The organism is Streptosporangium sp. NPDC023963 (assembly GCF_040639135.1).
Lineage (GTDB): Bacteria > Actinomycetota > Actinomycetes > Streptosporangiales > Streptosporangiaceae > Streptosporangium.
In genome coordinates this window covers 46251-60312 of sequence record NZ_JBEZZK010000014.1, presented here as the reverse complement: position 1 = coordinate 60312, position 14062 = coordinate 46251, and the positions used below count along the sequence as shown (strand labels likewise).

Below are 14062 nucleotides of genomic sequence, written 5' to 3'. Positions count from 1 at the left end.
AAGATCGGATGGAACGATACCGGAACTACGACGATCACGGAGGCGAGTGACCATCGGGGATCGCGTCGGTGTCCAGGTGGGCCGCGGTGTCCTGAGTGTCGCCTCCGGCCTGATCCTGGTGGTTCTCGCGACGGTGGGCTACACCCTGCCGCCGCCGTTCGACCCGACCCCTCTGCACGTCGATCCGGTCTTCCAGACCCTCCCTCCCCAGCCGCCGGCCGAGCTCAGGTACGTCCCCTCGAACAGGCAGATCACCACGCAGGACGTCACCGTCACGGCCGAGGACGGCACGTTGCTGGGAGCGACCATCCGCGCGCCGATGACCCCGGGACGGCACCCGGCGCTGGTCTTCGTGCAGGGGGCGGGCCCCGGGGTGCGGGGTGAGTTCACCACCCAGGCCGAGTGGCTGGCCAGGACCGGGATCGTCACCCTCGTCTACGACAAGCGGACCGTGGGCTACGACTTCATGAAGCGCGACTTCGGCCTCCTCGCCCGCGACGCCCTGCGCGTCCTGAGGGAGCTGCGTTCGCGCGAGGACGTCGACCCGGCCAGGGTGGGACTGTGGGGGGTGAGCGAGGGGAGCTGGGTGGTGCCCCTCGCCGCCAACGACAGCGGCGCCGTCGGGTTCACCGTGCTGGTGTCGGCCCCCAACGTCTCCCCCATGCGGCAGGTGACGTGGGCGCTGGGCGAGCAGCTCCAGCGGCTGTACGCGCCCAGCGGAGTGCGCGAGCTGCTCATCCGCGCGATCGGCGCCGTGGACGCGGACTTCCTGCGCTACGACGGCCTGCCCGCGCTGCGCGAGCTGCGGCAGCCGGTCCTGGCCCTGTACGGCACGCGCGATCCCTCGATCCCGTTCGTGGAGAGCAGCAAGGCGCTGACCGGCGCGCTCGCCGAGGGCGGCAACGACGCCTACACGATCCGCTACCTCGACCGCGCCGACCACGGCATGCGCTTCCACGGCGGCCCCCTCGTCCCCGACTACCTGCGGACGCTGGCCAACTGGGTGCTGGGCCTGCCGGGCACGGCCACGCCGTCGGTGCACATCGCCGGCGCCACGCCGGTCCAGCGCCTGGAGGCGAGCGACGTTCCGGCCGCTCCCTGGTACGCCGGGGGCACGGTGATCGGCCTGACGCTCTGCCTGGCCGTGGTCGGTTACGTGGTCGGGCCGGTGGCGGAGATGGCCGCGCGGCTGCGCGGCCGGGCGGCGGCCGCGCAGGCCGACGTCCTGATCTGGCCGCCGATCCGGCGGCGGTTCCGCCGGATGGCGTGGACCGGGGTCGGGCTGCTCTTCTCGGTGGTGGCGTTCATCACGCTGCTCGTGCTGTTCTCGGTCAACCAGGCCGGGGCGTGGCCCGCGGTGCTCGCCGGGTGGCTGGTCATCAGGATCCTGGCGCTGCTGATGCTGCTGCAGGAGGTCACGGGCGTGGCAGCCGTCGTGTCGGGGCTGCGGGAGGGCTGGCAGCCCTCCCGCCCGCAGAGCTTCGCGGTGGCCGGGGTGCTGGGCAGCACCGGCCTGCTGCTGGTGGCCGCGGCCTACTACGGCCTGTTCTCGTTTCCCTGGTAGGGCTTCACCGGTAGGGCTTCACCGGCGGGGCTTTTCACCGGTGGGGCCGCGGCGTTCCCTCCCCGTGCGTCTCCCGGCAGGCCACGACGGCCGAAGGCGGCGTCACGTCCCCGTGACCGTCAGGGGCGGCCGTCGAGCCAGCGGTCCATCTCGGCGAAGACGCGCTTGCGGACCGGCTCGGGTGACAGCACCAGGTCGTGCATGCCGCCCGGCACGCGGACGCACGTCACGTGCGAGCCGATGCTGGTCGACCAGCGGGCGATCCGCCGGGGGTCGAGCACGACGTCCGCCTCCCGCGCCTCCGGCGCGAAGGCGCGCAGCCGCAGGCCCTTCTCCGCGCAGAGCACCAGCACCGGCACGTCCACCCGGAGGCCGTCGTGCAGTCTGCGCTGCGCCCGGCGGACCGCCCCGATCCAGGCCGCGTGCACCGGGAACCCGCCGATGGGCTTCCACTCCAGGTCGAAGTCCCACTCGCCGTGGTGGCTGCGGTGCAGGCTCGTGCCGTACGCGGTGGCGGTCACCATGGGCAGGACCGCGCGGGTGGGCAGCCGGGACAGCTGCACCCGCAGCAGGTCCGCGGCGATCCGCACGGGGGCGGGGACGTTGAGGTCGAGGAAGGGGCTGTTGAGCACCAGCGCCTGGACCAGTCCCCGGCCGCGGACCCGGTCGGCCCAGAGCGGGGCGATCAGGCCCCCGGTGGAGTGGGCGTTGAGGACGACGTGATCGTGCCCGTCGCGCTCGCGGATGATCCGTACCGCCTCGTCGATCTCCGGGAAGTACTCGGTGAGGCTGCGCACGAACCCGCGGGTCTGGTGCGGCAGCAGCGAGCGGCCGTACTTGCGCAGGTCGAGCCCGTAGAAGTCGAAGCCCCTGGCGACGAAGTGGTCGGCCAGGTGGGTCTGGAAGAAGTAGTCGGTGAAGCCGTGCAGGTAGAGCACGGCTCCGCGGGCGGGCTCGGCGGCACGCCGCCGCACCAGCGAGGCCACCACCGCGCCCTCGTCGTCGTCGGCCATCGGCAGGACCGTGAGCTCGTAGTCGGGACCGAGAACGTCGGGCATGACGGCCAGGGTAGTTCGTACGAATTGTCCGCTCATCAGGGGGATCGCGCGAGGAGGACCGGAGTACCTGGCGGAGAAGGCCACGGGTGTGTGCCTCCGGAGAGACCGTGACGGCTCCGCCGGGGTCGAGCCGGTGCGGGTGGCCGAGGACCCCGAGGACCCCGAGGAACCCGAGGAACCCGAGGAACCCGAGAATCCCCAAGGACCATGAGGATCCCGGGGACTCCGGGGATCCCGAGGACCCCGAGGATCACCGCGGCGACGCCGTGATTCGATCTCGGCGAAAACCATGATCGATTCTTATTGCTGTAGAAATGACGCGATATAGGAGCATTAGCTTCCCGAGTTGTTCACCGACTTGTCGCCCGCGACCTGGTTTCGCCCCCCTACCATCTCCCTGCGGCGGTCAAGCGCGAGGAAACGGGGAGCAGTTGCGGGACAGATCAAAGCCGCCCGGAGTCGGCGCGGTCATCGGCTGGACGGCACTGGCCGCCATCGTCCCGGGCGCCGCGCACCTGCGCGCCGGATGGCGCAGGACGGGACTGGCGATCCTGTGCACGTACACGGCGCTGCTGCTGGCCCTGCTCTGGGTGGCGCTCACCTCCGACCTCGGCGGGATCGCCGGGCGGCTGGCCGCCTCCTCCGCGCTGACCAACGTCACCGTGGTCGTCTCCCTGGCGCTCGGCGCCGCCTGGTTCGCGCTGGTCGTGCACTCGTTCGTCGTGATGAACCCCGGCACGCTGCCCAGTGTGGGACAGGCGATCGCCGGAGGCGTGGCGGGAACGCTCGCGGTGGCCGTACTCCTGCCGTTCGGCCTGGTCGGGCAGTACACGGCGGTCTCGCAGTCGGCACTGGACGACGTCTTCAACGCCCCGTCCACGCCGCGCCCCGCGAGCGACGGGGGCGGGGGCGACGAGGACGACCCGTGGGCGGGCCGCAACCGGGTGAACATCCTGCTGCTCGGCGGCGACGCCGACACCCACCGGGTGGGCGTGCGGACCGACAGCATCAACGTGGCCAGCGTGGACGTCAAGACCGGCAACACCGTGCTGCTCAGCCTGCCGCGCAACCTGGAGAACGTCCGCTTCGTCCCCGGCTCCCCCATGGCGAAGCGCTTCCCCGAGGGCTTCCGGCTCCCGGCCAACCCCGACGGCTCGCGCGAGGACCTGCTCTTCGCGGTCTGGGAGTACGCCGACTCCCACCCGGAGATCTTCGGGGGCCGCAAGGGCCAGGGCACCAAGACGCTCATCGACACGGTCGGCTACACGCTGGGCCTGAAGATCGACTGGTACGCCCTCGTCAACATGTGGGGCTTCGCCCGGCTGATCGACGCCATCGGCGGCGTGACGCTGACGGTTCCCCAGGACGTGGTCTTCGGCAAGTACAACGAGGGCCTGGTCAAGGCCGGAACCCGCAAGCTGCGCGGCGCCGACGCGATGTGGTTCGCCCGCTCGCGCACCAACAGCGACGACTACACACGGATGGGACGCCAGCGCTGCGTGCTGGGCGCCCTGCTCTCCCAGTCGGACCCGGCGACCGTGCTGTCCCGCTTCAACCAGGTCGCGCTGGCCACCAAGGAACTGCTGCGCACCGACATCCCGCGCCCGATGCTGGAGCACCTGGTCCCGCTGGCGCTGAAGGTCAAGAACGCGAAGGTGACCAGCGTCCAGTTCGTCCCGCCACTGATCAACACCGGCTACCCCGACTGGAGCAAGATCCGCACGGTCACCGCCAAGGCCCTGCGCGCCTCGGCCGTCACCCGGCGCCCCCTCACCGCCACCGCGGCCCCCACCGCCACCCCGAAGAGCACACCGAAGGCCACCGCCGGTCCTCGGCCGCCGGCCCCCGACGCGCCCAAGGGCATCACGGACGGCTGCGGCTGACCCCCGGGGCCGCGCACCCCCGCGGCCCCGCGGCCTCATCGGCCTCAGCGATCTCAGCGGCCGGTGTCCCCCGTACCGTCGCGACCGGATCGGTGAGGGTGCCGAGCGGTCCCGCTAGACCGAGTACGACTCCTTGGACAGGCGGCGGACCCGGTCCTCGTCGATGCGGTGGCCAAGACCCGCCTGGGTGAGCGGCACCGCCACCACGCCGCCCGAGGCGCCGACCGGCGGGTCGACGATCTGCGCGCTGCGCGGCGGCTCGGCCACGTCACAGGGCAGGCCGCAGCCGGGCAGGCTGGCCGCGGCGACGGTGGCCGCGCGGGCCAGCCCGGTGCCCTTGCCCCCGGCGCAGGCGATCTCCCACCCGGCGCGTACCGCGCGGTCGTGCACCCGCCGCACCTCGCGCAGGGAGCCCAGGGTCGCGGGACGGAGCAGCAGCGCCCGGCCCGCCCTCGCGGTGATCGCCTCGTCCAGTTCGGCGGCCGAGGCGACCTCGAGCAGCACCGGGGCGGCGACGCGCTCCTGCAGGTCGGCGTGGTCGCCGAGACTCGCGAGACCGGTGAAGGGGCGTTCGATGACGGAGAGCGTGTAGGCGTCCAGCGCCTCGAGGGCGTCGACGTCGGTGTAGGCGCCGCGGGCGTCCACGCCGATGCCCAGCGCGGGGTACGCCCGGCGGACGGCGCGCAGCGGCTCGATGTCCCAGCCGGGGTGGACGTCCAGGGTGACGTGGGCGTACCCGGCGCAGACGTGCCGGTTCACCCTCGCGACCAGGCTCTCCAGGTTGCGGTCGGCACCGATCCTGACGGTGGCCATGAGGGAGGTGCGGGTGCCGCCGAGCGCGTGGGCCAGCGGCACCCCGCGCATCTTCGTCCACAGGTCCCAGCAGGCCATGTCGGCGGCGGACCCCCCGGGGACGGCTCCCAGTTCGTCGGGATGCTCCCAGTCGACGCCGATCAGCGCCTGGGCGAGCCCCTCCTCCAGCGCGACCCAGGTCTTGGGGTCGGCGTCGACGACCTCTCCCCACCCGGTCATGCCGCCGTAGTCGGTGAGCCGGACGAGGATGCTCTCCGGCCGCCTGCCGTACGGCAGGACCAGCCGGAACACCTCAAGCTCACGGACGCGCGGCATGGACCCCCCTGGACCTCTCCGAGCCCGGACGACTCCGGGCTCCGACGACTTCCCAGGCTCGGAGGACCCGGGCTCTGGAAACGCGAATCCCGCCCGAAGGCGGGACTCCCCCCTCAACACCGCGAAGAACGGTGTTCTTCCCATGGTGCCACGGTGGTCCGGGAACACCTCCGGCGCGGAGGGGGGAATCCGGTCCGGTGCTTCCGCCCTTTCCGGCTCGGAGGGTCCGGGGGCCCGGAGGGCTTGAGGAGTGGAGGGACGGGGGGAACTCAGCTCCGGGGGAGGACGCGTCCGGCGACCAGGGCTCCGGTGGCCGCCATCAGCGCCGTCAGCCCGAAGCAGAGCACGTATACGGCGGCGGAGGCGCCCAGGGCCGCGAGGAGCGCTCCGGTGATCGCTACCGCGACGACCGTGTAGACCGACTCGGCGACACCGAGCGACGCGCTGTTCTCCCCCTCCTCGCCCGGGGGCGACAGCTCCAGGATGAGGACCGACAGGGTCGGGTACACGATGCCCATGCCGAGTCCCAGGGCCATCTCGCCGACGAAGGCGGTGGCCACCGGGACGGCGCCGAAGACCGTCAGGCCCATCAGCGCGAGGCCCACGGCGATCAGCACCGAGCCCGAGCGCAGCACCAGGACCCGGTCGAACCGCCATCGGCCCACCACCCATGAGGCGAACGACCAGCTCAGCGCGCCGCCGGTCAGGGTGAGCCCGGCCATGGTCAGCGACAGGCCGCGCTCCTCGTTGAGCATCAGCGGCAGGAACGCCTCACCGCCGATGGCCGCGCCCGCCGCGATCCCGCGCAGGGAGATCACCGAGGGCAGGCCGCGGGCCGCGCGCAGGGTCCCCGGGGGAAGCAGCCGGGGCAGCGCCGCGACCAGCATGGCCAGACCGGCGGCGAGCAGGACGAACCCCGTGGCGGACGCCATGCCACCCGACGCCATGCCACCTGACGCCATGCCATCCGACGCCGTGCCACCGGAGTGCGTGCCCCCGGACTGCGTGAGCGCCGACGCGCCGTACTGCATGAGCGCCGCCCCGGCCGCGACGAGCAGCGCCCAGCCCAGCCGGCGCGCGATCGAGGAACGGGCGCCGGGCGACCGCTCCGGCCCCTGCACAGGCGTCACCCCCGGAACCGCCCCCGACTCCGACTCAGGCACCGGCTCCGGCTCCGGCTCCGGCTTTGTCATCGGCGCGGAGGCCAGCCCGCGCCAGAGCAGCAGGGCCGCCGGGAGGAGGATCGCCGTCACTCCGATGAAGACCCAGCGCCAGCCCGCGTTCTCCACCACGACGCCGGTGATCGCGGGCCCCACCATGGAGGGCACCACCCAGGCGGTCGCGAAGATCGAGAACACCCGGGGGTGAAGATCCGCCGGGTAGGACCGCGAGACCAGCACGTACATCGAGACCTGCAACATGCCCGCGCCGAAGCCCTGGACGAACCGGCCCGCGACGAACACGTCCATCGTCGGCGCCACCCCGGCGACGACCAGCCCGGCGGCGAAGACCGCCACCCCGGTCCAGAGCGGCGCGACCGGCCCCCCGCGGTCGCCCCACCACCCGCCCAGCACCGTCGCGATCACCCCGGCCGCGAGCGCCCCGCTGAACGCCAGCCCGTACAGCGCGTGACCGTCCAGCTCGTCGGCCACGACCGGCATGGCGGTGGCCACCGCGAGGTACTCGAAGGCGGCCAGGGAGATGAGGGCCACCATCCCGACCGTCAGGGCGCGGTGACTCCGGGCGAATATCCCGGCAGGAGGCTCGTCGGTCATCACGGTAGTCATGAGATCGACGGTACGACCGGCGCGCGGTGGCACGCATCAGGCTTTCGGATCAGCCCTTGGTCGTAGGACCGGCGTCCTGGACGTGGGAGACCAGGCCCCGCAGGAGCAGGTCGAGCCCGAACTCGAACCGCTCGGTGCCGTTGGCGGCCATCAAAGTGTCGACCTGGGCGACGATGTTGGGAAACCGGTCGACGGGCAGGCTGCGGTAGAACGCGGCGATCTGACCGAAGAACTCACCCAGGAAGCTCGCCAGGTCCTTGCCGCTGCCGCGCTGCCGGTTGACGTAGAGCGACCCCTCGTAGGCGTCCGAGCAGACGTACAGACCGAGGCGGTCGATCATCAGGGCGGCGGCCCTGGGCGGCACACCGCCCGCGAGCATGACGGCCAGCTGCCCCTCGGCCACCCGCAGCGCGTTGGGCCCGGTCGGGATGCCGGCCAGGCCGACCCTGGCGATGTCGGCGTGGGCGCTGAACACCCGGAAGGCGTCGAGGACCATCTCCCTGAGCTGCTCCAGCCAGCGCTCCGGCTCCGGCTCGGGCACGTGGATCTCGCCCACGACCTCGTCGTACATCAGGTCGAGCAGCTCATCCTTGTTCGCCACGTGGGCGTAGAGCGAGGCGGGACCGGTGCCGAGCTCCTGGGCGACACGGCGCATGCTCAGCGCCTCCAGCCCTTCGGCGTCGACGACGCGCAGCCCGGTGGCGACGATGAGATCCCTGCTCAGGACGGTTCGCGGAGCGCTCACCTTGCGGGTCTTGCGCCACGGCGGGACGGGGATCTCGGTCACGCGCCGATCCTATACCGCGGCGGATCACGGTCGCGAACACCGTACTTTCTACGAACATCGTTCGTCTATTGCGAACGATGTACTTGACGCAAACGTCGTTCGTTTATAAAACAGTGTTCGCATCCAACGAACACCGTTCATCGGTCATCGAAGTCTCCAGATCGGATCCCCCATGACGCACACGGTCGAGACCGGCTCCTCACCCACCGGCGCGGCGCCGTACCGATGGCGCTGGCCCGCCCTCTTCGTGGTTCTCGCCGCGGAGGTGATGGACCTGATGGACGCCATGATCACGATCATCGCGGCGCCGTCCATCCAGAAGGAGCTGGGCGGCTCGTCGAGCATGATCCAGTGGCTCAGCGCCGGATACACCATGGCGATGGCCGTCGGTCTCGTCACCGGGGGCCGCCTCGGCGACCTCTACGGGCGCAGGCGCATGTTCGTGGCCGGCGCCGTCGGCTTCACCCTGTTCTCGCTGCTGTGCGGCCTGGCCACCTCCCCCGAGATGCTGATCGGCGCGCGGGTGCTGCAGGGCCTGGCCGGGGCGGTGATGGTGCCGCAGGGCCTGGGCATCATCAAGGAGGTCTTCCCGCCCAGGGAGCTGGCCGCCGCGTTCGGCGCGTTCGGACCGGTCATGGCGCTGTCCACGGTGGCGGGCCCCGTCCTCGCGGGCTGGCTCGTCGACGGCGACTTCTTCGGCACCGGATGGCGCATGATCTTCCTGATCAACCTGCCGGTCGGCCTGATCGCCATCCTCGGCGCGCTCCGCTACCTGCCCGCGTCGAGGACCTCGCACGCCTCGCGCCTGGATCTGACCGGCACCGGGCTCATCTCGGCCGCCTCCTTCCTGCTGATCTTCCCCCTGGTCCAGGGCCGCGACCTCGACTGGCCCGCGTGGACCTTCGTCCTGATGGCCGCCTCGATCCCGGTCTTCGCGCTCTTCTGCCTGCACCAGTCCCGCAAGGAGCGCGCGGGCGGCGATCCGCTGGTGGTGATGAGCCTGTTCCGCAAGCGATCCTTCACCGGTGGCCTGCTCACCGGCCTCGTCTTCTTCGCCGGGATGGTCGGGTTCTCCCTGGTGTTCGGGCTCTACACCCAGATCGCCCTGGGCTACGACCCGCTGAAGGCGGGGCTCGCGGGCCTGCCGAACGCCGTCGGCACCCTGGTCGGCTTCGCCCTCGTCAACGCCTCGGGACTGGCACGGAAGGTGGGGCGCAGGCTGATCCACATCGGCGCGGTCGTGATGGCCGGGGGCGTCACGGGGGTCGCCCTCACCCTGAACATCGCCGGCATGGGCGTCACCCCGTGGCAGCTCGCCCCCGCCCTGCTGCTCACCGGCGCCGGGATGAGCCTGATCATGGCGCCGTTCTTCGACATCGTGCTGGCCGGGGTGGAGCCCCACGAGTCCGGTTCGGCCTCCGGCACCCTGACCGCCGTCCAGCAGCTCGGCGGCGCCCTGGGTACGGCGGCGATCGGGACGCTCTTCTTCGGCCTGGTCAAGCAGGGTCGCAGCCTCGAGGACGCGATGCTGCTGACGATCTGGGTCGAGGTGGGCCTGCTCGTCGTCACCTTCGTGACCGCCTTCCTGCTCCCCCGGCGGGCACGGGCCGAGCAGGAGGTCGCGCACTGACACTCACCGCCGAGCGGGCGGGCTCCCGAGAGCCCGCCCGTTCGCGGCGCCCCGAGTACCGCGGCCCCTGAAGGTGACCCGGCCCTCCGGCCCGTAGGAAAAACCGGGGCCCGCGAAAGAACCAGACCGCGCGAGAGAGCAACGTCGCACGAAAGAACCAGTCCGCACGAGAGAACCAGACCCCGCGGAAGACCCGGGTAGCGCGAAAGAACCATGTCGCACGAGAGCCGGGTCGTGCGATGCCCGGGTCGCGCGAGAACAACATTAACGACCGATCGTTCATATTGTTTGCTGGAGTTTCCAGACATGATTGGTTTCCAGACATGATTGACGGACGGCTTGTGGCTCCCGGTGATAACTGTCACCAGCCGCAGGGCCTATGGTGACAACTTGGTGGCGGACAGCACGGATACCCCGGTATCTGGCCAGGGTGCCGCCTCATGCCGGTTGAGTTCCTTACCGGGCCCCGCGCCGGACATCCCCGTCACCGTCCCGTCAGCCACGGCCGCGCGGCAGCGTGAGGGCCGCGGCCGTGGTGGCCACCAGCATCACAGCCGCGACGCACAAGGCGACCCGCAGGCCCACAACGAACTCACCCCGGTCCGCGATCAGGGCTCCTGAGACGGCCACGGCGAGCGCGCCGCCCGTCTGCCGGAAGGAGTTCAGGATCCCGGCGGCCATTCCGGCCCGGTCCGCGGCGATGTCGTTCAGCAGGATGGCGGTCAGGGAAGGTACGGCGAGACCCAGGCCGAGGCCGACCGGGACGAGCATCGCCGCGATCACCGGTCTGCTGGTTGCCTCGTCCATCCAGAGCAGGCCGAACATCGCCAGCGCGAGGATCGCTTGTCCCACGGCGATCGGCATCCGCGGCCCAAAGCGTGCCGCGGCCCTGGCCGAGGCCAGGTTGGCTCCGGCGATCACGGCCATCATCGGCAGGAACATCAGCCCCGCGGCCATGATGGACAGGTTCAGAACGTCCTGGAAGAACAGGCTCAACACGAACACCAGCCCGTAGAACGCGGCATTGACGACGAAGCCGATCACGACCGCGACCGTCACCGTGCGCGAACGGAAGAGGTCGAGCGGGATCATCGGCGCGGCGGTACGTGCCTCGGTCATGACGAACGCGGCCGCCGCCACCGCGGCGAGCCCCAGGCAGCCCAGCACCACGGGCTCGCCGAAGCCGTTCTCCCCTCCGTCGATCACCCCGAAGGTGAGCGCCGCGAGTGCGAAGATCGCCGTGAGCTGGCCGTACGGATCAAGCGGCGCGGCGCGGCGCGGCGAGCGCTCCGCGCGGGTCGACACCGCGAGGGTGGCGATGCCGACGGGCAGGTTGACGACGAAGATCGCCCGCCAGCCCAGGGTGCTGGACAGCACCCCGCCGACCACCGGGCCGGCGGCGATCGCGACGGCTCCGCCGGCGGTCCACAGCGCGATGGCCCGTGCCCGTGCGCCCGCGTCCGGGAAGGCCTGCCGGACGAGGGCCAGCGAGGAGGGCAGCATGATCGCCGCCGCGCTCCCCTGGACCAGGCGGGCGGCGATCAGCTCGCCCATTCCCGGCGCCAGTGCGCAGGCCGCCGAGGCGAGCGTGAAGAGCGCGACGCCGGCACCGAACGCGCGGCTCGCCCCGATGCGATCGGAAAGCGTGCCCGCGGAAAGCAGGAGCGCGGCAAACATCAACGTGTAGGCGTCCACGATCCATTGCAGTCCCGCCGTGCCGCCGCCGAGGGCCCGCCCGATCCCGGGCAGCGCCACGTTCATCGCCATGGCGTCGAGGTTGAGCAGAAAGATGCCCATGAACGTGGCCGCCAGGATCAGTTTCGGTGCGGCCGTGCGTTGCCGGGCATCCTGTGACGCGCGGGATGGCGCAGGAGAGGTCATCCGTCCAGGCTGGTGACGCCCGCGAGGGCGGGGCAGACCGTGATCTTCCGGGGTGCGCCACAGGGGGTGCGACAGGGCCTGGCTCCAGGCCGGACCCGTGACCACCCGCTGACAAAATGATGATATGACCGAGTTCGGGAAGTTTCTGCAGGCTCGCCGTGGCGGCATACGCCCGGCAGACGTCGGGCTGCCCGCCGGAACCGGCACGCGCCGTACGCCGGGTCTGCGCCGGGAGGAGCTGGCGGCGTTGTCCGGCGTGAGCATCGACTACTACATACGGCTGGAACGCGGCAAGGAGACTCATCCGAGCCCCTCCGTTGTCGAGGCGCTGGCCGGCGCGCTCCGCCTCGACGAGGAAGAGCGCGGCTTCCTGCGCGAGCTGGCGGCGCGGGCGGCGCGGCGTGCGCCCGAGCCCCGTCCCCTGCCGTCGCGGCGGGTCCGTCCGACCGTCACGCGGCTTCTGGAGACGCTCCGGCCCAACCCGGCGTACGTCGTGAGCCGTACCAACGACCTGCTGGCGGCCAATCCCGGCGGGCTGCGGCTGCTCCACGGCATCGCCGACTGGCCGGAGCGACAGCGGAACACCGTCCGGTACACCTTCCTGCACCCGGCTGCCCGCGAGCTGTGGGTGGACTGGGAACAGAAGGCCAAGGGATGCGTCGCCCAGTTGCGGGCGATCGCCGGCACCGATCCGGATGCCCCGGATCTCGCCTCACTCGTAGGTGAGCTGATCGTCAAGAGCCCCGACTTCAACCGGCTCTGGGAGCGGTACGAGGTGCACACGATCGGCGACGGCGAGAAGACGCTCCGGCACCCGGAGGTCGGCACGATGACGCTCTCGCACGAGGGGCTGTCCCTGAACCGCGCACAAGGCCAGCGCCTCGTCGTCTACATCGCGCCGCTCGGCAGCCCGGATCACGACGCGATGACGCTTCTCGACCTTGCCGCCTCCGGCTCGTCCGGCGGTTCCGGCGAGACGGCGCCCGTCTCACCTTCCCGGGGGCAGGGCTAGCCGGCCAATCCCATTTCCCGACTCCCATGAGGATCTTGGTGACAGATATCGCCGACAAGTGACGACTATCACTGGGAGTCACACGGCTCCAGCGCGGGGAGCGCACTCGTCAGGCGGTGCTCGACGCCCGACGCCGCTCACGGACTCGGCGTCCGGCATCGGTTGCGGGCTCGACGCCCGACGCCGGTCACGAATTCAGCGTCCGGCATCGGTCGCGGGCTCGACGCCCGACGCCGCTCACGGACTCAGCGTCCGACGAGGTTCATGTGCGCCTCGCCGTACCGGTCACCGGCCACGCCCACCCTGGCGGCCAGGTCGTCCAGGTCTGCCCGCTCGTCCGCGGACAGCCCCACCGCTGTCGCCTCCGCGTTCTCTCGCAGACGTGACAGGCGGCGGGTTCCCGGGATCGGGACGATCCACGGCCGCTGCGCGAGCAGCCATGCCAGGGCGATCTGTCCCGGCGTCGCGCCCTTGGCCTCGGCCAGCAGACGGACATGATCCACCAGAGGCTGGTTGGCGGGCAGGTGCTCAGCGTCGAAGCGCGGGATCGTGGCCCGGATGTCGCCTTCGGAGAAGGACGCCCCGGGGTCCACGGTGCCGGTCAGGAATCCCTTTCCCAACGGGCTGAACGGCACGAACCCAACCCCCAGCTCCGCGCACGCGGGGAGCACCTCGGGCTCGGGGTCACGGGTCCACAGCGAGTACTCCGACTGCACCGCGGTGACCGGATGCGTGGCGTGAGCCTTGCGGAGCGTGGCGGCCCCGACCTCGGACAGGCCGAAGTGCCGGACCTTGCCCGCCCGCACCAGCTCGCCGACCGTACCGGCGACGTCCTCGATCGGCACGTCCGGATCCACCCGGTGCTGGTAGAACAGGTCGATCACCTCCACGCCCAAGCGCCGCAGGGAGGCGTCGGCGACCTTCCTGATCTGCTCGGGCCGGGAGTTCAAACCGACGGACCTGCCGTTCCGGATGTCCCAGCCGAACTTGGTGGCGACCTGCACCTGGTCACGGATCGGGCCGATGGCCTCGCCGACGAGCTCCTCGTTGACGTGGGGGCCGTAGACCTCCGCGGTGTCGAAGAACGTCACCCCGGCGTCCGCGGCAGACCGGATCACCTCGATCATGTCCTCGCGGGTGCCCGGGTTCGGGCCGTAGCTCTGCGACATGCCCATGCAGCCCAGCCCCAGGGCCGACACCCGCATACCCTGTCCCAACGTCCTGATGTGCACCGCCACCTCCGTGACACGCGGCCGATCCCCGACAGTATCGGCGAGCACCCGAGAACGCGATCACCGGCGTCCCGGCGAGGGCAGGCCCCCGTGGCCCTGC

The 14062-nt window shown here is 71.4% G+C and carries 10 protein-coding genes; 4 read left to right on the top strand and 6 right to left on the bottom strand.

Features of this window, described 5'->3' with window-relative positions:
* Positions 1-46: 46 nt before the first annotated feature.
* Positions 47-1564, top strand: coding sequence for a prolyl oligopeptidase family serine peptidase (locus AB0F88_RS32535; RefSeq protein ID WP_362692861.1), 1518 nt, complete (start codon positions 47-49; stop codon positions 1562-1564).
* Positions 1565-1683: 119 nt separating this feature from the next.
* Here AB0F88_RS32535 and AB0F88_RS32530 read toward each other — a convergent pair whose 3' ends face one another.
* Complete coding sequence (locus tag AB0F88_RS32530; RefSeq protein WP_362692858.1) at positions 1684-2622, bottom strand: alpha/beta hydrolase; 939 nt, start codon at positions 2620-2622, stop codon at positions 1684-1686.
* A 431-nt stretch (positions 2623-3053) separates the two neighbouring features.
* Here AB0F88_RS32530 and AB0F88_RS32525 point away from each other — a divergent pair, with 431 nt between their 5' ends.
* Positions 3054-4505: an LCP family protein gene (locus AB0F88_RS32525; RefSeq protein ID WP_362692855.1), complete on the top strand. Its 1452-nt coding sequence runs from the start codon at positions 3054-3056 to the stop codon at positions 4503-4505.
* A 114-nt stretch (positions 4506-4619) separates the two neighbouring features.
* Here AB0F88_RS32525 and AB0F88_RS32520 read toward each other — a convergent pair whose 3' ends face one another.
* The 3 genes from AB0F88_RS32520 to AB0F88_RS32510 form a co-directional block, all read right to left on the bottom strand.
* On the bottom strand, positions 4620-5633 hold the full coding sequence (locus AB0F88_RS32520) for an enolase C-terminal domain-like protein (protein WP_362692852.1): 1014 nt from the start codon (positions 5631-5633) through the stop codon (positions 4620-4622).
* Positions 5634-5902: 269 nt separating this feature from the next.
* The gene (locus tag AB0F88_RS32515; protein ID WP_362692849.1) at positions 5903-7420 is read right to left on the bottom strand and encodes an MFS transporter; all 1518 of its coding nucleotides are present in this window, start codon (positions 7418-7420) and stop codon (positions 5903-5905) included.
* A 49-nt stretch (positions 7421-7469) separates the two neighbouring features.
* Complete coding sequence (locus AB0F88_RS32510; protein WP_362692846.1) at positions 7470-8207, bottom strand: TetR/AcrR family transcriptional regulator; 738 nt, start codon at positions 8205-8207, stop codon at positions 7470-7472.
* A gap of 172 nt (positions 8208-8379) precedes the next feature.
* Here AB0F88_RS32510 and AB0F88_RS32505 point away from each other — a divergent pair, with 172 nt between their 5' ends.
* Positions 8380-9837 (top strand): MFS transporter, encoded by a 1458-nt coding sequence (locus AB0F88_RS32505; RefSeq protein WP_362692843.1) that lies wholly within the window; start codon positions 8380-8382, stop codon positions 9835-9837.
* A 495-nt stretch (positions 9838-10332) separates the two neighbouring features.
* On the opposite strand, the gene AB0F88_RS32500 is transcribed toward AB0F88_RS32505, so the two are convergent.
* Positions 10333-11634: an MFS transporter gene (locus tag AB0F88_RS32500; RefSeq protein WP_362692840.1), complete on the bottom strand. Its 1302-nt coding sequence runs from the start codon at positions 11632-11634 to the stop codon at positions 10333-10335.
* Between the two features lie 208 nt (positions 11635-11842).
* On the opposite strand from AB0F88_RS32500, the gene AB0F88_RS32495 reads away from it, so the two are divergent.
* The gene (locus tag AB0F88_RS32495) at positions 11843-12730 is read left to right on the top strand and encodes a helix-turn-helix transcriptional regulator (protein ID WP_362692837.1); all 888 of its coding nucleotides are present in this window, start codon (positions 11843-11845) and stop codon (positions 12728-12730) included.
* Between the two features lie 245 nt (positions 12731-12975).
* Here AB0F88_RS32495 and AB0F88_RS32490 read toward each other — a convergent pair whose 3' ends face one another.
* Positions 12976-13962, bottom strand: coding sequence for an aldo/keto reductase (locus AB0F88_RS32490; RefSeq protein ID WP_362692835.1), 987 nt, complete (start codon positions 13960-13962; stop codon positions 12976-12978).
* Positions 13963-14062: the final 100 nt, after the last annotated feature.

Coding starts and splice junctions, on each gene's coding strand:
- AB0F88_RS32505 (WP_362692843.1), top strand. CDS start 8,380: ATGACGCACACGGTCGAGACCGGCTCCTCACCCACCGGCGCGGCGCCG.
- AB0F88_RS32500 (WP_362692840.1), bottom strand. CDS start 11,634: ATGGGCATCTTTCTGCTCAACCTCGACGCCATGGCGATGAACGTGGCG.
- AB0F88_RS32515 (WP_362692849.1), bottom strand. CDS start 7,420: ATGACTACCGTGATGACCGACGAGCCTCCTGCCGGGATATTCGCCCGG.
- AB0F88_RS32520 (WP_362692852.1), bottom strand. CDS start 5,633: ATGCCGCGCGTCCGTGAGCTTGAGGTGTTCCGGCTGGTCCTGCCGTAC.
- AB0F88_RS32495 (WP_362692837.1), top strand. CDS start 11,843: ATGACCGAGTTCGGGAAGTTTCTGCAGGCTCGCCGTGGCGGCATACGC.
- AB0F88_RS32530 (WP_362692858.1), bottom strand. CDS start 2,622: ATGCCCGACGTTCTCGGTCCCGACTACGAGCTCACGGTCCTGCCGATG.